This window comes from Pseudomonas sp. SORGH_AS_0211 (genome assembly GCF_031453455.1).
GTDB classification, from domain to species: domain Bacteria; phylum Pseudomonadota; class Gammaproteobacteria; order Pseudomonadales; family Pseudomonadaceae; genus Chryseomonas; species Chryseomonas aestiva.
The window spans coordinates 1,785,993-1,809,037 of the sequence record NZ_JAVIZV010000001.1 but is presented as its reverse complement, the minus strand read 5'-3'; the positions used below and the strand labels follow the sequence as shown (position 1 = coordinate 1,809,037).

Below are 23,045 nucleotides of genomic sequence, written 5' to 3'. Positions count from 1 at the left end.
TGCTAGCGCTTGATGTATGGGTCTGTAAAGAGAGTTAGTCCGCCGCTAAACATGACTTCAGTGGCCTTTGGCCTCAATATGTGAGTTGAATACTGTAAAGAGAATTCTACGCAATTGGATTCTTGATACAGGTTTCTTATGGGTTCACAATTGTCATAGGTGACAAGCCATGGCGTGTTCATGGCTTGTACTTTCTCTGCAATGTGCTTGTGATCTTCAGGCTTGTAATGGTTACGGTAAAGTTGGCTGCCCTTCTGATAGTAAGGAGGGTCGAGATATGTAAGGCTGTTATCGTCGCGACCGATGTTCCTTGCTTCTAATAAATCCATTGCGTCTAAATTAAATAGTGAGATTCGGTCTTTCAGTGTTTCGAGTCGTCGAATACGAAGGATGAGATCTTCGATTTTATAGCGGGCGCCGATTTTGTAAGGACCTGTTTGATCTTTCCCGCCAATAACACCGCCTTTTATGATTCCTGATCGATTTGTTCGATTAAGGAAGAAAGTTGCGAAGCCAAGAGCTGTCCAGTCTGCCGTGTCTCCGGAATCAACTATTGATCTTTGGTTGTGCCAAGTTTCCATTGTCACTGGGGTGTTTTGGATCAGGCTAATCAAGCGCTCAGTATCGTTGAGTACTGCTTTCCAAAAAGCATAGATTACGGGATCTGCATCATTGATCACGATTCGATCAATGTAGTTGTTGGAAAGTAGAAAAACAGCTGCTCCAGCGCCTCCAGCGTAAGGCTCAATATATGTGCCGTTTTGTAACCCATTGAGCTTGATCACTTCAGCTAGCCATGCTCCTAGCCTGCCTTTGCCTCCTGGGTATCGGAGGGGGGTGACAAAGGTCTTCGACATGACTGCTCCATATAATGATCACAAAACGAACTGCTTGACGTGAGGCCTAGCCAGTCGCTCAGCATCTGGATGACCGGAAAAGCGGGGGCGGACTATGCCACAAAATATGACTGTATATGTATACAGTACTCGGAAAGCATACAGTTCAGCCAGCTAGCGCACTACCAGCACCTACCTAACACTCAACTGTTTGGTCTCTAGAGGGTTGGCGAACACCATCACAAAAGGTACTGTACGAAAAAACAGTATAGCCGGGTTGTTGAAAACATGGAACAGGCCATCCAAACTCATCCCATACCTCCCAGCCAGACATTGCAGCCTAAGGCGTCCTCGTTGGAAAAAGAGCTGGTGCAGGTGTTTCGGCTGCTACCTTGTCACGAGCAGGAGCGGGTGTATCGGTTGGTTAGAGATCTATCCCGGGTTCATGGTCCGATATCGTGGAGATCAAGCTGAAGGCTTCGCCGCCTGTAGCTTCTGCCACTCCCGTTCCACCGCCCGCTTCGCTGTTGCCTTCGTCGCGTACAAGTGACGCAGCCGTCGCGGCTTGCTCTGGTCCCCCTCGGTTAGGGTGTGCTCCTTGCCGGTCTTGGGATCCCGGTAGTAGGCGATGATGCCGGTGTAGTCGCCCTGGATCTCGTCGACCAGGTCGGCTACCAGGTCTTCCGGCAGCTTGGCTTCTAGCTCGAGGCGGGTGGTGTAGCCGCCGTCCGCGGTGAGGCTGTGCTGCACGTTCCCCCCGTACCAGATGATGGCGTCGATCTCGGCCTTCACGCCCTGCAGGGTATAGGTGAGCTCGGGCATGAGCTCAGGCCGGCCCAGGGCGAGCTGGTAGGTGAGGGTGGCGGTACCGCGCTGCAGGCGGTTCCACTCGGCCCGGGCGGCGCGCAGCGCGGAGAGCTGGTCGGCGTAGATGTGGCGCAGGTCTTTCACGTTGTCTCCGCCGCCGGCGATGGCCTCCTGCTTTTTGGCGCTGTTGACGTCGTAGTAGAAGGCGCGTACCGCGTCGTAGCTCTCGCGATCGGCCTGCAGGTAGCTGTGCTGGTCGCCGTCCTGGCGGGTGAGGGTGACGTGGCCCAGATCGGTGCCGCTGACGGCCTTGCCGCCGCCGGCCGGGAGGAACAGCAGCCGGCCCGCCTTCACAGTGGCCACCGCGTCGTAGTCTTCGCCCAGGCGGGTGAGGAGGTTGGCGTCCGATTCGCCGGTCTGGTCCAGCTGCAGGATCTGCTGCGCCTCGAGGTCGGGCGCGATGAGCGGGGTGAGGCCCTGGCGCGCGGCCAGGACGCGCAGCACGGCGCCCAGGGTGGTGACGCTGTAGCTCTGGTCCCGTTTGGTCTTGAGGCCCTTGCGCAGGTCGGCGCTGCGGGCGCGGATGCTGAGCACGTCGGGGGCGCCGCTGTGCTCGGTCTCGTCGACGATGTAGCTGCCCTTGTCGATCAGTCCGGTGGTGGACCAGCCCAGCCAGAGGCGGATCTTGGCGCCCCGGGGCGGGATGGCCAGCAGGCCGTCTTGGTCGGACAGCACCAGGCTCAGCTGGTCGGCATCGAGGCCGCGGTTGTCCGTCAGATCCAGGCTGATGAGCCGCGGGGCGATGAGGGCGCTGATGTCCTTGCCGTCGACCAGGACGCGGTAGCGGGCCTGGGGGTAGCTGGCGCTCTGGGTGAGGTCCTGGGCCACAGCGCGCAGCTGGCCGGTAGCGGTGTCGAGCAGCTCCTGGATCACAGCAGTTTCCTCAGCAGGGTACCCATGCTGGCCATGCCAGCGCCGAGCAGCTCGCGGCCGGTGTCGTCGTCGACGCGCTTCAGGGCGATGCTGAACTCGATGCGGCGCGGGGTGCCGTCCTGGAAGAACAGCGTCTTGGTCTCGGTGATGCTCTCGATGACCCAGAGCCCGTAGATCCGCCCGCTGCCCTCGATCAGCGGCCAGGCGCCGCCGGTACCGGCCATGTAGCGCAGCACGTCCAGGCTGCTGGGCGTGCCGGCGAGCTCCGGCGCGAGCCAGCCGGGCAGGGTGATGCTGTCGTCGCCCTTGCCGAGGAACTGGCGCGCCGGCGCGGCGCCTACGCGGGAGCTGCTGGCGTGGCGGTAATCGGTCTGCCGCTGCAGTTCCTGGTAGGCGAGGGTGTAGAGGCTGAAGATGAAGTTGCCGAGGGCCATCATCATGGTGATCAGCTCCTGTCCTTGAGGCTGCTGCGGCCGCGGACGGCCTTCTGGCTCTCGATGCGGGCCAGGGCGGCCTGGACCTCGCGGGCGATCGCCTGGGCGTCCATACCGGCACCCGCGTTGATGGTGATGTTGTAGACGTCGCCGCCCGCCGGGGCAGCAGGGGCTGCCGCGGACATCGCAGGTCGGTCGTCGAAGGTGATGCCGTTGGCCAGCGCGGGGGTGGCGGCGGTGCCGATGCCCAGGGCGACCGCGCCGGCGCTGGCGATGCGCTTGGCGGTGTCGGCGATCTGGGCCAGCGGACTGCCTTCCCCCTTGCCCAGGCCGATGGCCAGGCCCTGCATGGTGAACTCACCCAGGGAGGCGAAGACGCGGGACGGCGAGTGGATGTCCAGCTTCTCCTTGAAGAAGTTGATCGCGCTCTCGCCGGCGCCCATCACCGCGTTCTTCACCGCGCCCAGGCCGCTGGTGATGCCGTTGACCAGGCCCTGCATCATCATGCCGCCGAGGTCGGAGAATTTGGCTGGGAGCTCGACGCCGAAGTAGGTCATCACTGCCGCGAAGGCGCGGTAGAAGAGCCCGATCGGCGAGAAGTCCAGGATCAGCTTGGCGATCCCAGCAATACCACCCGTGGCTCCTGTCTTCAGCTCCTCCCATAACCCTCTGAACCACGGGCCAATAGTGCTCCAGTTGGTGTAGAGCAGGGTGCCGGCGGTGACCAGGCCGAGGATGATGGCGGCGATGGGGTTGGCCATGACTGCGGCGCCAAGCAGCCTGAAACCGGTGGCCACCAGGGGCAGGGCGGTCTTGCCGAGGTTGAACAGCAGGCCGATGAGGCTCGGCAGGCGGATGCCGGCCTGGGCGAGCATGAAGCGCAGCGCCAGGAAGGGACCGAGCACGCCGGCGACGCCCAGGGCGATGGTGCCGAAGGCGATCGACACGGCAGACAGCACCGCGGCCACCTTGACTAGGTTGCCGGCGAGGACCGGATTCTCCCGGGCCCAGGCGCCGGTTTTGCCGGCGAGGTCGCCCAGCCAGGTGATGACCTCCTTGAGCTGGGGTGCAATGGCGGCGCCGAATTCGGACTGGGCGTTGGTGAAGGCACCAGTCGCGGCCTCCCAGGTGTTGGAAAGGGTGCCCAACTGCTCGTTGACGCGCATCTGCAGGTCGGCCTGGGCCTTCATCTTGCCCTGGACTTCCTGGTAGCCGGCCAGGCCCTTGGACATCATGGTATTGAGCGCGGTGAGGGTCTCGGAGTCGTCGCCGAAGACCTGTTTCAGCACGCCCAGGCGGGTCTCGGTGTTGAGCCCCTTGAGCTTGTCCAGCTGGGCGTAGAGCTTCTCCATGCCGCCGAATTCGCCCTTGCCGTCGGTGAAGTCCAGCTTGATGCCCTTGTCCTTGAGGCCCTTGTTGGCCTTGCCGACTTTGTCGGTGTCCATGCCCATCTGGAAGATCTTGCGCAGGGCGTTGCCGGCAGCGCCGCCCTCCATGCCGGTCTGGTCGAGCTGGATCAGCAAGGGGGCCAGGGCGTTGGCCGCCTCGAGGCCTTCCTTCTTGATGATGTCCAGCGCCGGGCTGATCTTGCTGAAGCCCTCGAGCATGTTGTTGGAGTCGACGCCCAGGTAGAAGCCGCGCTGGATGGTGTCCATCAGTCCCATGAGATCCTTCTCGCTGGTGCGGGTGGCGTCCTGCATCTTGGCGGCGAACTCCGCGGCCTCGGTCACCGGCATCTTGAGCTGGACGCCCAGATAGGCCGCGGCCTCACCCATGCCGCCGAGGATGGTCTTGGCCGACATCCCCTGGCGTACCAGCATGGTCATCATTTCCTGGAATTCGGCGGTGGTACCGGGCAGGCGATCGCCCAGGCGCGTGGCTAGGTCGGAGATCTCCTTGAATTCCTTGGGGGCGGTGCCGTCGCTCAGCATCAGCGAGGCACGCAGCTGGGTGGCGGCGTCCTCGGCCGGCGCGAAGGCCTTGATCATGCCCAGCACGGGGCCGCCGATCGCGGCACCGGTGGCGGCCGAGCTGGCGCCGGCCATGGCGGCGTTGCCGGCGAACTCCTGGCCGCGCTTGAGCTTGCCGCGAGCGCTGGCCAGCTTCTCCTGGATGCGATTGAGGCGCTCGAGCTTGCCCCGCTGGGTGTCGATCGCGGCATTGGCGCTGGTGATCTGCGCCTGCAGCCGCGACTGGGCGCCGCCGAGGTCGCGGGTATCCACGCCACTGGCGCGCATGATCGGCAGCAGGCGCTGCAACTCGGTGCGCTTGGCGGTGTGCTTGGCCTGTAGCTTGTCGACAGCTGCCGCCGCGTTGGCGAAGGTCTTCTGGAAGGCGGCGGACGGGGCGTCCATGGCCTTGAGCTGCTCGCGGTAGGAGCGCAGCTTTTCCTGACCTTTGGCCAGGGCCTCGGCGCTCTGGCGCACGGCCTCACGCTGGCGCTGGTAGGCGCTGATGTCTTGCTGCTGCTGGTTGAGCTCCTTGACCCGGTCCCGGGCAGCCTTGAGCGCCCGGGCGGTCGCGTTGCCGCCCCCGGCGATGCGTTTGAGCGGGGCCGTGACCTTGTCCAGGGCGGACAGGAGGACACGGATCTGCAGGTCATTGGCCATCGGGGGAGACTCGCTTGCGGGCGCGTTCGCGCCAGTCCATCAGTTCGGAAACGCTCAGCTGGTCGAGCTGAGCAGGGTGCCAGTGGAAGGTGATAGCGAGATCCGCCATCGCGTCCTCTACGTGGCGGGGAAGAGATCCGCCTTCATGGACTTCTTGAGCAAAAAACTGGCGACGACACTCCCGGCGTCGACCAGGTCGGCAGGATCCATGGCGCGGACCTCGGCCTCGGTGAGGGTCGGGGTACTGATGCGAGGGATCACGCGGACGATGGCGTTGACGTCCATCTGCAGCAGGTCGGACAGGGTGATGCCACGCAGCGCGCCGGCGTTGGGCTTGCGCAAGGAGATCTGCTCGATGGTGGTGGCGCCGCGGACGATGGGCTGGTCCAGGACGACGACGTTCTCGGCGGTGGTATCGCTCATGGTGGTACTCCAGGTAATAGGCGCAAGAGCCAGGAAAGGGGGAGGGATCAGATGCCGAGTGCAGCGCGCTGCTTGGCCAGGCGGTCTTCGCCGCCAACGATCTCGATGAAGTTGAGGAGGTCGATCTCGATCACGGTCTCGCCGTCCACGATTAGCTTGTAGTAGCTGCCCGCGGTGGTGATCTTGTGCTCGGTGTCCTCGCCGGCGGCGGCTTCACCCATCTCGATGGTTTCGTGGCGGCCGCGGACGACGATCTCGACGGCGGTCTCTTCGCCGGTGTCGTCCTGCTGGTAGCTACCGGTGAAGCGCAGGGGCACGGCCGCGGCGCCCACGGCGCCGAATTGCTTGAGGACGGTGAGGTCCAGCCCGCCGAGGGTCCATTCCAGCTGGATACCGTCGTCGGACATACCCAGGTCTGCCTTGACGGGGCCGTTCATGCCGGCGCCGCGGAAGGCTTCCATCTTGCGGCCGAGGGTCGGCAGGGTGACGGACTTGGCGACGCCCAGGTAGGAGTGGCCGTCGTTGAAAAGCATCATGTTCTTGAGTTTGCGGGGCATGGCCATGAGGGCAGCTCTCCAGAGGGCGTCCGTAAGGGCGCCGGGTGATCAGGATCAGGCGTTCACGCGAGTCGCGAAGTCGGCCAGGTAGCGGTCAGTGATGCGTTGGCGCAGGGTCATGTCTTCCAGCGGCGGGACGGGGGTGTAGTCGTAGTCGAGCCACAACTTGCCGGCCTTGAGGGTGCCGGCGTCGTTGGCGTCGGCGTCGTACCAGCACTCGCCGCCCAGCAGGTAGCCCTGGCGGGTAAGCTCGCGGAATTTGGCGTTGATGCCCTCGACGATGTCGCGCACCAGGCTGGGGTGCATCGGGCGGTCCACGGCCCAGAAATGCGCCTCGGCCATGGTGTCGGCCAGCACCTGGGCGGTGCGGGTGTAGTTCTCGAAGGTGAAGAGCGCGTCGTCGCTGCAGGTGCGCGAGCCCCAGAAGCGGTAGCCCTCGTGGTTGATCAGCGTGGTGATCTGGTTGCCGTTGAGGTAGTCGCTGTCGGTGGCGGTGTTCTGCAGGTCCCAGAAGACATCCTTGGAAACGCCGGTGACGCCGGCCACGGCGACGTTGGAGAGGGTCTTGTGCCAGCCGGTCTCCTGGTCGATCTGGGCACGCAGGCCCAGGGCGCGGGCAGTGGCGGCCGCGGTGAAGGTCTTGTTGTCGGTGGTGGACCAGGCCAGGAAGTCCGGCCAGTGGAGCATCAGCTCGCGAGCGCTGAACTGGGTGCGGTAGGCGACGGCCTCTTCCTTGGTAGCGCAGCCATAGCAGCTGGCGTAGACGAAGGCGCGCAGCTGCTTGGCGATCGGCAGCAGGGCGGTGGTCACGGCCTGGGTATCGAGCCCTGGAATGCCGAGGATGCGCGGCGTCACGCCGAGCTTGGCCCTGGCCGCGAGCAGGGCCTTCATGCCGGTGTATCTGCCAGCCGCAGAGACGCCGCCGATCAGATTGGACTGCAGCTCGGCCGCGTTGGCGCCGTCTGCGACCCGGACCACAACCACGACGGGCTTGGACTGGTCGGCGATCGCCTGCAGAGAGGGGGCCAGAGTGCCCTTGGTGCCAGCCTTGCCGACAGCCGCCTGGAGGTTGGTCAGCAGGACGGGCGTGTCGAGCGGGAAGGTGGTGGCATCGGCATCGCTGCCGGTGCAAACCATGCCGATGACGGCGGTGGAAACGGTGGAAATGGAGCGGGTGCCTTGATTGAGCTCAAGGACACGCACGCCGTGATGGTAGTCGACCATGGAGGATTGCCTGCGCAGGTGGGTAGGTGACGCTGCACAGGCTGGCGGATCCGCGCGCGCGGGTCGCGAGGCGGGAGTTGTAGCGGGGAGGGCTACAAATTTAGGGTTGGTTGCATCGCCGCCGGCGAATTCGGATCGACCTACGCATGTTCTTCCAAAGCGCTGGAACCCGCGTGATGGGCGCGGTACTGATACGCATGGTCCAGAAGGCTACCCCAGTCGTGCGCATGAGTAGCCGCCGCTGGCTATGAGTCTCAAACTGGATCAGGTCCTTGATGAATGCATAGAACCGCCCGCGGCTCAGATAGTCATCGTTGATCCACTCGACGATTCGATTTGTAACGGTCCTGACACCATCGGTGAGCATTGCGACTGGGATCACCGCGGTAGCCACAGGTATAACGACTACCATCAGCAAGAAGCTGTAAGCCTCTTTGAAATTGGACCAGAGCTGGCCGACGCCATCGAAAAACACGTCTCGATCAATCAGCGCTATGACAATCCCAGCAACTACGGCGAGAACACCGGCGAGGTAGGTAGCGAAATTTCCTGCCGATGGCACATTGAAGAAACCAAGAGCTCTTTGCAGAGCCGGCGAAGCCGCCTGCTGATAGATGGACCGTTCCCATTCCCACTGCTGGATCAGATCTCTTGCGAGCGCTGTTGAGCTCTCATGTGGTCCGAACAGGGCATTGATTCTCCGCCGTTTTTCGACATCCATCGCTGCTAGCGCGACCCTGAACATTGGCGGCTTTGCTAAGCCGCGCATTCGCATGACACGGCGACGGCTTGCCTCTAAGGCGAGCTGCATCCACCCCATCACCAGAACGAGCTCCCATGCCAGAGCGTGAAAGGGAAGGTGAAGAAAGAGGGTGGATCCGTAAATGTAGTAGGAGGTGAAGTAGAGGCCTATAGCTCCCAGCGTCAGAGCAGTATGCGTAGCTACAAGCCAGAAGATGCTGGTGGCGAACATAAAACCAGGAATGAACCTGAACTCGCGACGGTAGGTTTTTACCTTGTGGGAAACAGCTCGCATGGGGGACTCCTTGTCTCAGGATGCCCATGGTATGAGGTGCAGGCGAGCTGTGTTTGAACGGGAAGCCGAATGGCTCTCTAGCTTTTCCAAGCGGCCTTCACACCAATAGTTCTGCCACATCCGGATTGGCCGCGAGGAAGCCCTTAAGCTTGTCGACCGGATCCTCGGCGTCGAAGGCCTTCGGGCGGTTGACCAGACGCCAGGTGGTGCCGTCCCAGCGCGGCCACTGGTTGTCCTCCCACGCGGCTGGCGGCGGCGTTTCCACGCAGCGCGCCGGCAGATGGTAGATGCCGGGCTCGAGCGGTGACTCATCGGCGGAAGTCTGGCCCTGGTAGAAGCCGGCCTGATCGGTTTGATAGACGATCTTGTCCATGGGTTGCCTCAGTACTTGATGATGGCCAGCAGCGCGATGTTGCGCGGGCGCGCCTCGCTGCCGCCGCTCGGATCGATGGTGACGACGTGGCTGTGGTCGCCGTTGGTGGTGGTGTTGTAGTTGGTGTCGCGGTCGGTGAAGTTGTTGCCGCCAGACAAGCCGCTGCTGCTGGTCTCTGCGGTATCGGTGTTGGTGTAGACGTGGGAATGCGCGCCGGCCTGGGCCGTTTTGCCGGTGTGGGTGTGCTCTTGGTTCTGGCTCAACTGGCCGGTACCCAGGCCTCGGCCTTTGTCGATCCCGCGCCCATCGTCCAGGCAGCGGATGAATTCGCCGCGCAGATCCGGCAGGTTGAAGGTAGTGAAGCCATCACCCGCGCCGTGATAGGTGCCCAGGGCGGCGAATAGCTCGGCGTAGGCGGTGCGCGAGATCGCCGCGCCGTTGGCCTTGAACCAGCCCGCCGGGGCGGTGGTACCGGCGAAGTAGCCAACCGTGCCCGCCGGTACCCGGGTAATCAGCGCGTCCACCTCGGTCTTGCTGTAGAGCTCAAGGTTGGTCCGGGCCTTGGCCTTGTCCGGTACGTCGGCCAGGTTCTGGGCGCGCAGCAGCGGATCAAAGAAGGTGCCGAGCGGGTCATTCTGTGCCAGCACGATCTTGGTGCCGGCGGCGTAGCTGCTGGTGAGCTTGAGCGCGGTGCTGCTGGTGGCGGTCCACTCCTCGCCAGCGCGCAGCCGAGTTCCTGCGATGTAGACCGCCAGGCCCACGGTGGTGGTCTTGGCGAGGTTGACCGCGGTCTGGTTGGCGGCGAGCGTCTGGATCTCCTCAATCGAGCGCACCACCACATTGGCCTCGGTGGGATCGGCCCAGGCATAGGCGCCATCGGCATTGCCTGTCTTGGCCAACACCTGGTTGGTGGTGCCGCCGGGGATGATCAAGGCCTTGGCGAAGGTGTTGAGCACCCAGGTGTGGCTGGCCACCGCCAGGTTCGGATCCACCTGCAGGTTGATTACCGAGGCATTCGAGGCCAGGAATTGCACGCGCAGCACGGCGTCCGAGTAGGCGCCCTCGCCGGGCAGTGGCTTGTAGGTGTCCGGTAGGTTGCCGACCACGAACAGGCTGCCCTGGTCGTCGTAGAGACCGACTTCGCGCAGGGTAAAGCCGCCGGTCGCCGCCGGGATCACGATCTCGGCGATGAAACCGCGCGGCTCGTCTGGATCCTGGTAGACGCGGTTGATGGTGGTGCGATAGCGCTCGCGTACCAGCTGGGTCATACCCTCGGCCGGGGTGATGGGGTTGCCGTTGCCATCGCCCACGGCGGCCTGGGTCAGGTTGATGGCGACGCCGGCAGCCTCGGCCTGGGCCAGGCGCTTGAGCCCGTAGGCGGTGTGTATCGTGTGGAAGTCCATGATCAGCCCTTGCTGCCGGTGTGGTAGTGACTAGCCCCGCCAAGGCGTGGCCCGATCCAGAAAATGAAGGCCCGCCAGCGCGCTTCGCCCTCAGCCCGGCAGGCGCGGTACAGCACAGCATCCGCCGCAGCCCGGGGCAGCTGGCCGGTGCGGTAGAGGAAGTCGTGGACGAAGGCGGCCAGCACGGCGTAGCCGGCCAGGGCGGCATAGATGCCGGTGGCAGCCAGGCTGGTCCACAGCAGCGGATCCGCGGCTGCCTGCAGGGGCAGCAGCAGAGCGCAGAGTGCGCCGGACACCCAGGCCAGGACGGCCAGGATCAGGGCCCAGCGCGCGACCTCGCGCAGAAAGCGGATCGATGCCAGATCGCTGCGCTCGCCTACGGGCACGACGATGCGGCCGTAGACCGGGTCGACGAAGACCAGCGGCTCGACCAGCTCCCAGGTCCAGCGGTCCACCTGGCGCATGGCTGGGCGGTTCTCGAAGTGGCCCTTGGTCATACCGGCCACCACTTGTCCGCGGCGAAGTCCTGGGGCATGGGCGCCATCGCCTTGAGGTCGCTGCCAGCTTGCACCAGTGCGCTCTTGCGGGCCGTGGCGGCCTGGCCCAGGGCAAGGGCGGTCTGGGCGTCCATCGGCACTCGGCTGTTGTCGGCGGCGATCCAGAAGAAGTCCTTGGCCGGGTCTGCCCAGCGCAGCTCGCCGGCCTTGGCGCCGTTCATGATGGCCGCGAGCGCGTTGTTCATGGCGCCCAGGATGTTCTCCCGGTCGCCAGCCTCGCGGGTCTGGTAGTGCTTGCCCTGGAACTCGAAGCCCAGCTCAACGCGGCGGTCCCGCTCAGCGTCGACCTGGTCAGCGGTGACCACCGGCAGCGGCTGCTCTGGTGCCTTGTCTGCGGCGATCCAGCCCTGACCATTCCAGACGGCCACCTGGCCAGCCTTGAGCTTGGGCGGGGCGGTCGGCGTGCTGCGGTCTGGGATTCCGGCCATGGGGTCGGCCTGGATAGATCCAGCCAGGACGCCATCGGCGCCCCATTGGTAGAGGGTGATGGTGTCCATGGTCATTTGGCCTTGACGAAGGTTGTGTAGGGCGCCACCTGGGCGAGTGATTTCGGGACCTTGAAGGCGGTGCGCACGTCGTATACCGGAACGCATTTGTTGATGACGTAATTGCTCCCGCTCTGCGCGTACCAAGTCCCCAGGCCGTCGGTACAGATGTTGACCGTCCAGCTTTGGTTGGTCGGCGCTGTACTTACAGCGACGTTTGTCACGCCCGCCGCGTCGGTCGTTACGACAAACCGCATCGCGCCACTCGTCCAGCAACCGGCGATGCCGACCCCGTAGGAGTCAAGAGCGACCATGTACGGATTGCCTGAGCCGCCCATGTTCAATACGCCGTATTTCCAGTTAAGGCCGTCGGTCGTACAGGCCATGACCTGGTAGTAATAGCCGCTAATTACATACGTCCCGGCCAGAACCATGACGCCGTTACTTGAGGCGGCGCTGTAATAATCAGTCGAGCCATAACCCATAGTGAACTGGGTCCAGGTCAGGCCATTGTCCGCACTTCGAAAAGCAATATTTTGCTGCCCCGCCAGCGCCAACCACACGCCCGCGCCATTTGTGGCAGTTGGGCCCCGGGTATTATTTGGCGCCACCACCTTTGCCCAGGTCAGCCCGTTGTCCGTAGAGCGCATAACAAAAGCGCCATTGGAGCTAGCGATCCAGATACCTTTCTTGTCGGTGCCGACGCCAAGCAGGTTCTGCCCTGCACCGGTGTCGATTGTGGTCCAGGTCAGGCCATTGTCCGTCGAGCGCAGAACGAAGCCCGCATAACAGGTGACGACAAGAACGCCCTTACCATCCGTAGCGCCACCTGTAATGGTTCGGGCCGGCGGGGTGATCGTGGTAAAGGTGGCGCCGCCATCCGTGCTGCGCCGGAATACGGGGGCGCTACTGGACCCATCGTTAAAGATCAGGAAGCCATCCTTGCCGGCCGCCATAAATGAGGCTTGCGTGCCCGGAACGTTTGAAATCTGCGGCCAGTTCGCGGAGCCCGTCGCGTCAAATGCTGCGAATCCGACCTTGGCGAATAGGTCCGGGTAGCTCGCCTGTAAATAGACGGCGCCGTCAGGAATCCACGTTGCATCAGGAGCGCCGCGAAGGGTTGCAAGAACGTCGCCGACGCCCGGCTTCCAGTAGGCCCCGACAAGTTCCTCCGTCCAGCCTTTCGTGGCCGCGTGGAGCGGATCGGTCGGCGCGCCTGCCAGCTTGAGCGCGCCGGTCATGGTGCCGCCGCCCTTGGCGAGCTTGGCGGTGTCCAGGTCGGTGATGGCCTTCGCGTTGTCGGCGATCCCCTTCGCCTGGTTGGTCAGGGCGGTATCGACGGTGACTGTTCCGAACCCGATCAGCTTCGCGCCGCCGGTGCCCTTGAGAGTCTCAGCCGTAGCGCTGGCCGCTGCGATCGCAGCTGCAAGGCGGGATACCACGCTGGGCAGCGTCTCGACCTTCTTGCCGTCGACGGTGATGTAGTAGCCCGCGGCGTTGCCGTTGGCGAAGTCGGCGATGCGCGCCTCATTCCCCCGGAAGCGGGTGATTACCTCGGGTAGGGTCAAGTCAGCCATTTTTCAGTTCCAGCGCCTGGACCAGGTCCACGTTGGTGAGTTGGTGCAGCCCGGACTCAGCCAGGACGAAGCCAGGCTCCAGGGCAGCGTATTGGGTATCGGAGGGGCGGACGGTCAGCTCGAAGCCGGCCGCGGTGACGGCGCCGCGATAGGCGCGGGTCTTGGTCGCGACGCGCAGTTCGATGGTGTCCAGGTGCGAGCGCAGGTTCTTGGCCGCCTCAACGACGGGCATAAAGCGCAGCGCGCTGCTGTTGGGCACGCCGATCTGGTCAACGTCGATCAGCAGGCGGAAGGTGCCGGGCTTGCCGGGCGGATCCTGCTGGTACCACTCCTGGACGCGGATCGGGAAACCCAGGGCGGCCAGGGCGTCCTTGATGGCGCCGAAGGTGCCCTTGGTGCGGTGGACCTGGATGCTCGCGCGGATGGTCTGGCGCTTCTGGTTCTCGCTCCACAGCGGATCCCAGGCGTCGACGGATAGGGCCCAAGCGAGCCAGGGCAGCTGCTCGGCCGGGGCGGTGTTCGGGTCCCAGACCGACCGGGTAGGTACCGGCACGTCGCTGATGGCGCTGCCGGTTTCAGCCAGGCGCCGCTCCAGGTCCGTGCTGTTGGGTGGCAGCAGCTCAGACATTGGTGGCCCCTGCCACGGTCAGGGTGACGCCGGTCAGGTTGCTGGCTTCGCCGTTGCCCAGCACCAGGCTGGCGGCGGGTTGGGTGAGCTTCACCGCCTGGACGCCGGACTGATGCAGGGCCTTGTACAAGCCGGACAGGGCGACGTCATAGCCAATCTTTTTCACGCTGGCGGCGTAGTCCTCGACCGCCTTATAGGCGGCCGCGACCACGACATCGGAATCCGGGCCGTCGTAGAGGGTGAGCTCGGCGTTGACCTGGTAGTCCACGATGTTGGCCGACAGCACGGTCACCTTGTCGGTGAGCGGCCGGACCTTCTCGGCGTTGAGGGCGGCGGTGACCTTGGCCAGCAGCTCGGGCGAGGCCAGGCCAGTGCCCAGGCGCGACAGTACGTAGATGGTCACCTGGGTCGGCGCCGGACTGATGGCCTGGACGTCACGGACGTTGCCATCGGCGGACAGGCCGTGGAACACGTAGCTGCCCTGGCTGCCAGCGGTGGTGTAGCCCTCGGGGGACAGCTGGATCCGCGCGCGGAAGTCGTCGTCGGATTCGTAGACGGCGGCGGTGGGCGGCACGGCGTTCGGGTTGGCGGCCTTGAGCAGCAGGCGCGTCACGCTGAAGTTCGCGCCGAGCTGGTCCAGGTCGGTGCCTACGGCGAAGGCCAGCATCACGCCGCGGGTGGCATCGTTGACCCGCTGGCGCAGCACCAGCTCCCGATAGGCGTTCTCCTGGAGTAACTTGTTGACCGGATCCGACTCCAGAGCCAAGCGCTCGCGGATGGCGGCACGCTCGGCTGCGGGGTACAGGCTGATAAGGCGTTCCTTGCGGGCGGTGAGCAGGGTCTCGAAGTCCAGGGTTTCGACTATGGTCGGGGCCGGCAGCTGGCTGAGGTCGATAGGGCTGAAGGTGTCGACCACTACAGGCCTCCCAGGGTGAGCGGTGCGCGCAGGCTGACGGCGGCGTCGTTGACGGTGCTGTAGCCCTCGAGGTCAACGAAGGCCTGGCCCGGGGCGTCGCCCAGGCTGATGCCGATGTAAGTGAGGTTGAGGCGGGGCTCCCAGCGCATCAGGGCCGTCACGGCGGTGGCCTTGGCCTGCAGGGCGAGTGCAGGGTTAAGCGGCTGGTCGAGCAGGCTGAACAGGTCGCAGCCGTACTCGCGGCGCATGGTCCGCGTGCCGATCGGCGTGGTGAGGATGTCGGCTACGGATTGCTGTAGGTGCTCGAGCTCGGTGACGGTCAGTCCAGAGGTTCGGTTCATGCCGTGGGCGCTCCGGTCTTGCCGCTGCCGGTCTGCACGCCGACATGGGGGTGCTTGACCAGGCTGATGCCGGCAGCGACCACGTCCTCGCTGACGGTCACCTTGCCGGTGACGTTCTGGTTGCCGGTCTGGGTGTAGTCGCCCTGGTGATTGATCGGGCCCACGATGTTGATGCCGCCGGGGCTGGTCAGGTCGGTGACGCCTCCGGCGGGCAGGATGGCGCGCAGGCGATGGGCTAAGCTGTCGTACTCGACGACGGCGCCGTCCGGGTAGGTGCGGCGGTGCAGGCCAGCGCGATCGCCGTTGGCGGGAATGAGAGCGCTGAACAGGCCGGTGATGGCGATGCCCTGGGCAGTCTGGCCGCTCGGACTGAAAACGACGACCTGCTCGCCCACGGTGGGCGGATCCCAGTCGCGGGTGGTACCAGCGCGCAGGGCGGCCCAGGGCAGCCAGCCGGTCAGCAGCTCGCCGCTCTGAACCCGAACCCGGGCAGGGAGCTTGTCTTGGAGACTGCCATGGTCAACCTCGGCAACGGTGCCGAGGCGGATCAGGTTCTCGATGAGGCGGGAAAGGGCGGCGATGTCGGTCATGCCGCGAAGGATGGCGACCGTACGCGCGAGGTGCAGTAGTTAACGCTTGTAAGAACGTTAGCTACAACTCAAAGTGAATGGGAGGAGTGGCATGGGGAAGTCAGAAGTAAAAGAAGGCTTGTGAGTTAAATGATATTAGTTAGCTCGTGGTTGAAACTTTTCAATTGTCTGAGCTATTTGCCATCTTTGTATATTAATTTTAAGTCTGGCTTTAAGTTTTTTTATTTCGTGCATCTATGGTGAGTGAATTATGAGTCTGGAGAAAGTGAGGGAAGGTCTTTTGGATGCGCTGGGTTCAAATAGTGCGTCTAAGGTTGTGGTTTTGACCGGGGCATGGGGGACAGGGAAGACTCATATGTGGGAAAGCTTGCTTGTGGAGCTTCCTGTAGATTCAAAGTTCGTATATCTGTCGCTATTTGGACTAAAAACAATTGACGAGCTAAAGTTAAAAATAATCGAGTCCGCCGTCGTGCGAAAAGATTCGACTTATAAGGAGTATTTGAAGACGGTTGCGTCGGCTTCAAATGCGCTGGTTGGAAAATTTTTGCCCGGAACATCACTTGGTAAGATTGCGATGCTGGGTATCAGGTCTCTGCTCCATAATAGAATAGTTGTTTTGGATGATATCGAGAGAAAGCACGATTCGCTAGACGTCCGAGAGCTGATGGGGTTTGTTAATGAGTGCGTAGATCAGTATGGTTCAAAATTTTTAATGTTGATGAATGTTGAAAAGCTCTCTGATGCTATGCACTGGCGTGAATTTCAAGAGAAGTTAATCGACCGTGAGTTCAGATTGGCAGTGACACCTTATGATGCTTTTGAAATAGCGTCTAATAAAGAACGGTTTAGTGGTTATGAGATCATTGAGCAAGAGTGCCTAAATTTATGGCTGGTAAACATTAGGGTTATAAAAAGAATTATATCGACCTATAAAGAGATTCTGGATGGAAAGGATTACGATCCGGTTGGTATGGCGGGGCTTATCCCTTCTTTGGTTTTAACTACTGTCTGTTATTTTAGAGCAATAAAAGATGCTCCTTCAATTGATTTTCTGGAGAGCAGTAAGGGGCTGCCGTTGGGTAAGAACTCTAGCGAAGACTTGAAAGAGCAGGAGTTAATTTGGGCTGATGTGATTGGTAAGGTGGGCGGTATAAATCCGGCGTTTGTAGCAATAATAAGAGTGTATTTCGAATACGGTCTGTTAGAAAAGGAAATGCTAGATATGATGGTAGATCGCCTACGTGAGCAAGGTGATAGAACGGAAGTGCTCAAGAGAATCAACAGTTTCGCAGATGAAGCTCTCTGGGATAAGAACTTCAACCCTGGAGTGCTTGACGAGCGGTGTGCTGAATTTACACCTGGCATCGAGAAGTTGACGGTCTCAGAACTCAGTAACCTAGCACAAGTATTTTCTGGTGCGGGTCGAGATGATTTGAGGAATAAGATATTGGATAAGTGGATATGTGCTCACGAACTTGAGCTCGAAGTGGAGGAGAATGACATGGATGCAAGATTGTATCGTTCTCATCCCAAGTTGGAAGAGATGTATTTGCGTGTTAAAGCTAGGCTTTATCCAGTTCTTTCTATTGAGGAGGCGGTGTCGAAAATATCTAGGGTAGGTAGTTGGGGGGATCGAGAAAGCGATGTGATAAGGTCTGCAGAGGTAGAAACTTTTGCTTCGGCCCTTAATCGTCTTAATGGTTCGGATTTGGCGCAATTTATATATGGAGTATTTGGTTTGTCTAGGATTTCGAATCTTGATGAGTCATATCCAGGTACAATGAGCAAATTTTATGAGGCATGCAGGGCTGTTATCAGGTCTAATAGTGAGAGTAGGCTGGCTGGGATCTTGGAGAGGGAGTTTGATAGGAATAACAAAGGCCATTTTCTAATGGAGGCGCCGGGTGAATCTGATGAGTGACTTCAGAAAAGATTATATATTATAGACTTATTGAGTTTAAAAGGGTTTTTTTGAGGTTATCGAGATCGGTTGCTGATATGCCAAGTACCTTGCGCTGAGGATAAGTAATTTCCCGGGCCGCGCGCTCAGGTCGGTCTTTCAAACCATACTGGTGGACGCGGGCAATGCGGGACACACGCCCGGAAAAGCCAATCACGGCCTGCTGCGGCGTACCACTGGCCTTGAGGTACCGGGCCATCTTGAGTTTCTCGAACATGCGCCGCTTGATCCGGCCCTTCTTTCCACGCAGGTCCCGCGGCTTGCGGGCCTCGAACGGCGAGCCGTCCGGGTTCACCTGGGCGCGGATTCGCTGCTGCTGGCTGCGGCGCAGCTGCTGGGCAGCCTTCCGTGCCAGTTGAGCCCGGCCGCGGCCGTCGAGCTTCTGCAGGAGCGGCGAGAGCCAGGTCTCCAGCGCCTCGAGGTCAGCCACGGCTGCGGCCCGGCTGCGGTGTCTCCAGGGCGAGGGCGTCGCCAGCGGATCCGGACTGCCACTCGGCCAGCAGCTCGCCATCGGCGAAGACCTGCCAGGTACCTGGCTCCTGGTACTCAGTGTATTTCGATTCTGGAACGTGGCTCAGCTGATAGGTGCCGTCCGGTTGGCGCTTGACCACCACGCGCTCGGTGAGGGGCAGAGTGATCGCCAGATCTACCTTGGAGTTGTCCAGGATGTCGGCCTCGAAGCCGATGCCCTGGGCGGACTTGTCCAGGTTGACCAAAAGCTCTGGCTGGTTCGTCCGGACCCAGGCCAGCAGCGGCAGCATCACCGCGTCCGGGTGGCCGGCGAAGTCGGTCAGGATGATCTGCAGCTCGTAGCCATACTCCCAGGACAGGCTGGCTGCCGCGGTGCAGCGCAGCTTGCCCTTGTCGATGAAGACCAGCAGCCGGTCAGGGCTGTGGCGCAGCTCCGGCACGGCGGCGAGCAGGTGAGCGCGGAGGCTTTCTGGCTTGTTCATGGGCGGGCCTGCTGAGCGTCATAGACCATATCGACCTGGGCGGCGCAGTCGGCCCAGGCCGCTTCCAGGGCCTCGCTGTCGTCCAGGAGCTCGCCGTTATTGCGCGGGTTGGTCGACGGCAGCTGGCAGCGCGTTACCACTGGACAGCCACTCACGGTAAGCCGTGGCTCCGGTGAGGACGGGCCGGTGGCGCAGCCGGCGAGCAGCAGCAGGCAGAGGCTGGCCAGCCCAAACCTTGAGGTCGGCGTTTTCATCTTCGAGCTCCTGGATCCGGCGCTTGCGGACATCGATCTCGCGGCGCAGGTCTGTCTGGGTGGTCTGCAGCCGGGCCTGGGCGGCCCGCTGCTGGGTGAGGGTGGCGGTGAGGTGGTCGCGCTCGCCGGTCAGCTGGGTGACCTGGTCCTCGGCGGCCTCGCGCTTCTGGTTGGCCTGGTCGATGCGCAGGCCCTGCGCATAGAGGGTCAGGCACAGCACGGCGATCGTCAGGGCCAGGGCAAGCGCGAAGAGCGCCTTCTCCTTCCAGCTGATCACTGGCGGTACCAGCCAGCGCGGTTCATCGCCGCCTGGTCCAGGTGCTCGAGCTCGCCGATCACCACGATAGCCTGCACGCCCGGCTTGGCGGTCTGGATGGCTTCACAGAGACGCTCGGCCTCTTCAAAGGACGCGCCGGCCGGCAGGATGAAGACCTCTCCATCCTGTGGCACCAAGCGCTGCACGTCGGTGACGGGTGTCATGCGGCGTCCTTAGCCGGGGCGGCGGCGCTGTAGCGGGCAAAGGCGCGCTCGAGCTTCACGTCGTAGAGGTTGCGGGCGTAGGCGGGGCCGTTGTAGCCGCGGGCGAAGTCGGCCCACTTGCCGGCCTTGAGCGCCTTGAGCAGGGCGGGCTCCGCTTTGACGAAGCGGACGAAGGCGTCGAGGTGATCGGCCTCGCTGGCCTGCATGCGGGTGACGAAGTCTTGGACGCTCGCATAGCCGAGGTTCTGCCAGTGGTAGCCCATGACCTGGAACAGGCCCCAGCTGCACGACTCCAGCGCACAGGCCTCGTCGATCTGGCGGGCCGAGGTCAAGCGCTGCCACTCCGCCACGCCTCCGGCGTAGCCTCCCGACTTCGGGTTGATCAGGTTCGGGTTGAGGGCTGCCAGGCGGTCGGCCTCTGCTTGGCCGTGGGCCTTGACCAGGCGCTGGTAGAAGACGTGACGCTCGAACAGGATCACGACCTTGCCGTTTTCTAGGAAGCCTTCGCCCTTGGACTCGACCTCATTGACCGCCTGAACGGCCGCGACGGGGACGCCCAGGGTCTTGGCAGCGAGCTCGAGGTCGGCGTACCCCAGATGGAGTGGGTCGCGCTTGCCGAGCAAGGCGGCGAAGGTCTTAGGGCCGGCTATGCCATCGGCCACCAGGCCAGACAGAGCGCTGGAAGGCTTCGACTGCTTGCTCGGTGCCTTCGTCGTAGGCGCCATCCAGGTCGACGGTGAAGCCGGCCGCGGCCAGGGCTTTCTGCAGGTCGCGCACGGCCAGGCCGTGGGCGCCGATGAGCAGGATCTTGGGCTGGTTCATTGCGTTTCCACCTTGCGTTCGACGAAGCGTTTAGCCGCGGCGCGAGTGCCCTCGACGCCCAGCAGGCCGATGATTCCGCCCCAAAAGGGGCCGGTGCTGGCGGGGATGCCCAGCAGGGAAAGACCGTGGCTTGCGGCCAGGGCCAGGGCGCCGCAGAGCGGCGCTTCGAGCAGCACGCGCCGCAGGGTGCCGCCGCCGTAGGCGATGCGCAGGGCGGCAATGACGCCAGCTACCAGCCCGGCGTAGAGCGCAGGCCAGTTGTGTTCGAGCCAGGCGGCGAGCCAGGCCCAGGTGTCGGGACGGTCGGGCATAGGAGGTTTCTCGTGCATGGGGTCAGTCCCAGAGGTTCACCGGCTGCTGCGCGGCGATGCCGGCAGAGGCTTGGGCGGGGGCGTCTGGCAGGGTGATAGGGGTGCCGATCGGCAGGATGGGGCCGAGCTCGGCCAGGCCCGGGTTGGCTTCGAGCGCGGCCTCGGTGACGCCCTGGGTGCGCCCGTAGTGCCGCAGGCAGATCCGGTCCAGGGTGTCGCCTTGCTGGGCGCGCACGACGGTGGCCATCAGATGAGCTCCACGGTGGTCCGGGCCAGGCCCAGGAAGTCGCGGATGGCCCAGCGCTGATCACGCCGGTACTCGTCGATGGTGGGTGTCTGCGCCTCGGCGTCCTTGTCGCTTTTGGCGGTGCTGTCGTAGCTGCGGTAGCGCTCGGCGACCTCGGCCGCGGTGGCGGCATCGATCGCGCGCAGGTAGAGGTGGGCACGCTCGCTGACGCCGTCGACCAGCAGCCCGGGCACGGCGGCCAGGGTCGCGTAGCCGCTGGCGGTCTGGGCGAAGCGGTAGCCGGCGAGCTCGCGGTTGACGCCGATGGCCGCGGCGATCACCGCGGCTTTCAGCTTCTCGGTGCTAACGCTGCTGTCGATCCGCAGCCGCGCGCGGACCTGATCCAGCTCGATCACCGGCCAGAAAGGGTCGGACACCACCTGACCGCTGGCGACGGTGCCGCCTGCAACGAATCCGCTCATGGTGCTGCTCTCGAATGGGTCGCCGGTGGTCGGGGCTTCACGGTCCCAGGCGATGCCTGGCCGATCCGCCCCGAGCCGGCGGGGTTGCGGGGGACCGCTCGGTTAGCCGCCAGAAGCGGCATGTTTCTTGGCCAGGCGCTCGGCCCGTTCCAGGTCTTTCTTGCCGCCGCAACGGTCGTGCAAGCCGATCGCCTTACGCAGCATCTCGATGGCCGAGACCAACTGGCCCGGACGGCCCGGTCGATCCTCGTCGACGTCGGCCAGCTCGGCCCGGCCGATGGCTAGGTAGAGCTTGGCGCGCGCCTCGTCGGGCATGTCGTGCTCATCGGTGAGCACGGCAGTACGGATCAGGATGTCCAGGTCGAAGGTCTGGCCGGCCTTCTGCGCGGCGAGTGCGCCTTCGGCTACTTCCTCGGCGATCAGGCAGCCCGGTGTGCGCTCGAAGCGATCAGGCATCAGCAGGCCGTGGCGCAGAACGTAGGCGGCGATGTCCAGGGCGCCGGCGAACTCGCCGGCATCGATGCGCCAGATCATCACGGTGACTAGCACTTCGTCCTGGGCACCGTTGCCGCCTTCGAGGACGCCGCTGACATAGTCGGCATAGGCACCGAGCAGCTGCCGCTTGAGCTCGGCCTTCGCCTGCGTGGATTGCACCTGCTTGAGTCGCAGCCGGTCCTGCAGTAGCTGGGCCAGCTGCTGCTCGTACACGGTGCGGCCCGCCATGCTGTCGGCCGGGCCAGCGGCCGCGGCGGCAAGCGCCGCTGCAGCTGCCTTAAAGTGGCTTTTCGCGGGAGAGGAGGCCATGGCTTACACGCCCGTCTCGATGTTTTCGATCAGGCAGCCGAAGCCGTAGTCCTCGACCACGTAGGCGTCGTTGCTCGACTCGTAGTTCTCGATGCGGTTCTTCTCCGGCGCCTCCTTGACGAAGCGGCGGCGGCCACCGGTTTGGTAGTACAGCGACAGGTTTTGCAGCGAGGTGATGAGCATCCCGTTGTCCGGGCAGTACGGCACCTCCACCGGCTGCAGACCGCCCATGCGCCGTTGGGCCAGGATCACGTCGGTGGCCAGCTTCTCGGAGGCAGGCTGCTCCTTGTTCACCAGCGGGAAGTACTTGTCGTGCACCAGGTCGCGGCCAAGGATCACCACCAGGCCCGGATCCTTGCGGTACCAGGGGTCGATCAGGTTGCTGACCGCGTCGAAGACCAGGGCGTCCAGGTTGTTGTAGTCGGCGTCGCTGCCGGTACCGATCACGATCTTGCCTTCGGCCTTGCCCGACTTCAACACGCGCTGTGGTGCATTGCTGCGGTACTGCTGCAGCCAGCCAATGTTCACGTCTTGGAGCAGCGGGTTGGTGGCGCGATTGGTGGTGGCGGCCGCGCTGGTGCCGTTGAAGCCGATCATCAAGCGGTCCAGGGCCTGCCGCTTCACGATGGCGTCACGCAGGCGCGATTGGAAGTCGGGGAATTTGGCCCAGGTATCCAGCAGCTGGTAGGTGATGGCGGTGTCGAAGTCGGTCTTCTTGCACTCGTACCCGCGATTGTCGAGCGCCTGCATCTCACGGGGTTGGCGGGTTGCGTTGCCACTGGTGTCGGTGCGGCCCGCGATAGTGCCGGAGACGCCCAGGCCGACCTTTTCGCCCATCAGCTCGTCGACGGGGATGATGTTGACCTTGCTGAGGAAGTCGCTGGACTCCTGGATGCGGGTCTCCAGCTTCTGCTGGACGGTGGGCGCTACGGCGAAGGTCGCCGCGGAGGAGGAGACGCCGGACAGCTTGGCGACCTGCTCCAGGTATTGGTTGAACAGCACACGGGTATCGTTACGCATGGAT

At 63.1% G+C, this 23,045-nt stretch carries 28 protein-coding genes and 2 pseudogenes; 1 reads left to right on the top strand and 29 read right to left on the bottom strand.

Annotation, left to right across the window (positions count from 1 at the left end; translation table 11 throughout):
- Positions 1–2 precede the first annotated feature (2 nt).
- The 18 genes from QE393_RS08460 to QE393_RS08375 all read right to left on the bottom strand — a co-directional run bounded on the left by QE393_RS08460 (position 3) and on the right by QE393_RS08375 (position 15,729).
- A complete protein-coding gene (locus tag QE393_RS08460; protein ID WP_280307453.1) occupies positions 3–857 on the bottom strand; it encodes a DNA adenine methylase in 855 nt (284 codons plus the stop codon).
- Positions 858–1,301: 444 nt separating this feature from the next.
- On the bottom strand, positions 1,302–2,576 hold the full coding sequence (locus QE393_RS08455) for a phage late control D family protein (RefSeq protein WP_310043011.1): 1,275 nt from the start codon (positions 2,574–2,576) through the stop codon (positions 1,302–1,304).
- Positions 2,573–3,016 (bottom strand): phage tail protein, encoded by a 444-nt coding sequence (locus QE393_RS08450; protein ID WP_310043008.1) that lies wholly within the window; start codon positions 3,014–3,016, stop codon positions 2,573–2,575. The genes QE393_RS08455 and QE393_RS08450 overlap by 4 nt, the downstream gene beginning before the upstream one ends.
- Before the next feature lie 5 nt (positions 3,017–3,021).
- On the bottom strand, positions 3,022–5,619 hold the full coding sequence (locus tag QE393_RS08445) for a phage tail tape measure protein (RefSeq protein WP_310043006.1): 2,598 nt from the start codon (positions 5,617–5,619) through the stop codon (positions 3,022–3,024).
- On the bottom strand, positions 5,609–5,728 hold the full coding sequence (locus QE393_RS08440) for a GpE family phage tail protein (RefSeq protein ID WP_017640277.1): 120 nt from the start codon (positions 5,726–5,728) through the stop codon (positions 5,609–5,611). Before QE393_RS08440 ends, QE393_RS08445 begins: the two co-directional genes overlap by 11 nt.
- 8 nt (positions 5,729–5,736) lie before the next feature.
- Positions 5,737–6,042, bottom strand: a complete 306-nt coding sequence (locus tag QE393_RS08435; RefSeq protein ID WP_288476374.1) for a phage tail assembly protein — start codon at positions 6,040–6,042, stop codon at positions 5,737–5,739.
- A 47-nt stretch (positions 6,043–6,089) separates the two neighbouring features.
- A complete protein-coding gene (locus QE393_RS08430; RefSeq protein ID WP_310043003.1) occupies positions 6,090–6,605 on the bottom strand; it encodes a phage major tail tube protein in 516 nt (171 codons plus the stop codon).
- 48 nt (positions 6,606–6,653) lie between these two features.
- Positions 6,654–7,823 (bottom strand): phage tail sheath protein, encoded by a 1,170-nt coding sequence (locus tag QE393_RS08425; protein ID WP_310043001.1) that lies wholly within the window; start codon positions 7,821–7,823, stop codon positions 6,654–6,656.
- Between the two features lie 100 nt (positions 7,824–7,923).
- A complete protein-coding gene (locus QE393_RS08420) occupies positions 7,924–8,859 on the bottom strand; it encodes a hypothetical protein (RefSeq protein ID WP_310042997.1) in 936 nt (311 codons plus the stop codon).
- A gap of 97 nt (positions 8,860–8,956) precedes the next feature.
- Positions 8,957–9,232: a phage tail protein gene (locus QE393_RS08415; protein ID WP_310042994.1), complete on the bottom strand. Its 276-nt coding sequence runs from the start codon at positions 9,230–9,232 to the stop codon at positions 8,957–8,959.
- An 8-nt stretch (positions 9,233–9,240) separates the two neighbouring features.
- On the bottom strand, positions 9,241–10,635 hold the full coding sequence (locus QE393_RS08410) for a phage tail protein (RefSeq protein ID WP_310042992.1): 1,395 nt from the start codon (positions 10,633–10,635) through the stop codon (positions 9,241–9,243).
- Between the two features lie 2 nt (positions 10,636–10,637).
- Positions 10,638–11,132, bottom strand: a complete 495-nt coding sequence (locus QE393_RS08405; RefSeq protein WP_310042990.1) for a DUF1353 domain-containing protein — start codon at positions 11,130–11,132, stop codon at positions 10,638–10,640.
- A complete protein-coding gene (locus QE393_RS08400) occupies positions 11,129–11,689 on the bottom strand; it encodes a DUF4376 domain-containing protein (RefSeq protein ID WP_310042988.1) in 561 nt (186 codons plus the stop codon). The genes QE393_RS08405 and QE393_RS08400 overlap by 4 nt, the downstream gene beginning before the upstream one ends.
- A 2-nt stretch (positions 11,690–11,691) precedes the next feature.
- A complete protein-coding gene (locus QE393_RS08395; RefSeq protein ID WP_310042985.1) occupies positions 11,692–13,254 on the bottom strand; it encodes a hypothetical protein in 1,563 nt (520 codons plus the stop codon).
- The gene (locus QE393_RS08390; RefSeq protein WP_187978430.1) at positions 13,247–13,882 is read right to left on the bottom strand and encodes a phage tail protein I; all 636 of its coding nucleotides are present in this window, start codon (positions 13,880–13,882) and stop codon (positions 13,247–13,249) included. The genes QE393_RS08395 and QE393_RS08390 overlap by 8 nt, the downstream gene beginning before the upstream one ends.
- A complete protein-coding gene (locus tag QE393_RS08385; RefSeq protein ID WP_017641673.1) occupies positions 13,875–14,798 on the bottom strand; it encodes a baseplate J/gp47 family protein in 924 nt (307 codons plus the stop codon). The genes QE393_RS08390 and QE393_RS08385 overlap by 8 nt, the downstream gene beginning before the upstream one ends.
- On the bottom strand, positions 14,798–15,139 hold the full coding sequence (locus QE393_RS08380; protein ID WP_310042983.1) for a GPW/gp25 family protein: 342 nt from the start codon (positions 15,137–15,139) through the stop codon (positions 14,798–14,800). The genes QE393_RS08385 and QE393_RS08380 overlap by 1 nt, the downstream gene beginning before the upstream one ends.
- A complete protein-coding gene (locus QE393_RS08375) occupies positions 15,136–15,729 on the bottom strand; it encodes a phage baseplate assembly protein V (RefSeq protein WP_310042980.1) in 594 nt (197 codons plus the stop codon). Before QE393_RS08375 ends, QE393_RS08380 begins: the two co-directional genes overlap by 4 nt.
- A 250-nt stretch (positions 15,730–15,979) precedes the next feature.
- Here QE393_RS08375 and QE393_RS08370 point away from each other — a divergent pair, with 250 nt between their 5' ends.
- Positions 15,980–17,650 carry a P-loop NTPase fold protein gene (locus QE393_RS08370; protein ID WP_310042977.1) on the top strand — a complete coding sequence of 557 codons (1,671 nt, stop codon included), beginning with the start codon at positions 15,980–15,982 and terminating at the stop codon, positions 17,648–17,650.
- Positions 17,651–17,669: 19 nt separating this feature from the next.
- Here the strand turns inward: QE393_RS08370 and QE393_RS08365 are convergent, their stop codons facing one another.
- The 11 genes and pseudogenes from QE393_RS08365 to QE393_RS08315 all read right to left on the bottom strand — a co-directional run bounded on the left by QE393_RS08365 (position 17,670) and on the right by QE393_RS08315 (position 23,041).
- Positions 17,670–18,119 carry a phage virion morphogenesis protein gene (locus QE393_RS08365; protein ID WP_310042976.1) on the bottom strand — a complete coding sequence of 150 codons (450 nt, stop codon included), beginning with the start codon at positions 18,117–18,119 and terminating at the stop codon, positions 17,670–17,672.
- Positions 18,112–18,642: a phage tail protein gene (locus tag QE393_RS08360; RefSeq protein WP_310042974.1), complete on the bottom strand. Its 531-nt coding sequence runs from the start codon at positions 18,640–18,642 to the stop codon at positions 18,112–18,114. Before QE393_RS08360 ends, QE393_RS08365 begins: the two co-directional genes overlap by 8 nt.
- Positions 18,639–18,896: an Rz1-like lysis system protein LysC gene (lysC, locus tag QE393_RS08355; protein WP_310042971.1), complete on the bottom strand. Its 258-nt coding sequence runs from the start codon at positions 18,894–18,896 to the stop codon at positions 18,639–18,641. The genes QE393_RS08360 and lysC overlap by 4 nt, the downstream gene beginning before the upstream one ends.
- Positions 18,820–19,116: pseudogene (locus tag QE393_RS08350) on the bottom strand (hypothetical protein); the annotation flags it as partial. The pseudogene QE393_RS08350 and the gene lysC, both read right to left, overlap by 77 nt.
- A 53-nt stretch (positions 19,117–19,169) precedes the next feature.
- Positions 19,170–19,376, bottom strand: coding sequence for a hypothetical protein (locus QE393_RS08345; protein WP_310042969.1), 207 nt, complete (start codon positions 19,374–19,376; stop codon positions 19,170–19,172).
- Positions 19,373–20,198: pseudogene (locus QE393_RS08340) on the bottom strand (N-acetylmuramidase domain-containing protein). Before QE393_RS08340 ends, QE393_RS08345 begins: the two are co-directional and overlap by 4 nt.
- Positions 20,195–20,509, bottom strand: a complete 315-nt coding sequence (locus QE393_RS08335; RefSeq protein ID WP_027599397.1) for a phage holin, lambda family — start codon at positions 20,507–20,509, stop codon at positions 20,195–20,197. Before QE393_RS08335 ends, QE393_RS08340 begins: the two are co-directional and overlap by 4 nt.
- Before the next feature lie 22 nt (positions 20,510–20,531).
- Entirely contained in the window at positions 20,532–20,756 is a 225-nt protein-coding gene (locus QE393_RS08330; protein ID WP_074583728.1) for a tail protein X, read from the bottom strand.
- Positions 20,756–21,217 (bottom strand): head completion/stabilization protein, encoded by a 462-nt coding sequence (locus tag QE393_RS08325; protein WP_310042965.1) that lies wholly within the window; start codon positions 21,215–21,217, stop codon positions 20,756–20,758. Before QE393_RS08325 ends, QE393_RS08330 begins: the two co-directional genes overlap by 1 nt.
- 102 nt (positions 21,218–21,319) lie before the next feature.
- Positions 21,320–22,021 (bottom strand): phage terminase small subunit, encoded by a 702-nt coding sequence (gene gpM / locus QE393_RS08320; protein ID WP_310042963.1) that lies wholly within the window; start codon positions 22,019–22,021, stop codon positions 21,320–21,322.
- 3 nt (positions 22,022–22,024) lie between these two features.
- The gene (locus tag QE393_RS08315; protein ID WP_310042961.1) at positions 22,025–23,041 is read right to left on the bottom strand and encodes a phage major capsid protein, P2 family; all 1,017 of its coding nucleotides are present in this window, start codon (positions 23,039–23,041) and stop codon (positions 22,025–22,027) included.
- Between the last annotated feature and the right edge of the window lie 4 nt (positions 23,042–23,045).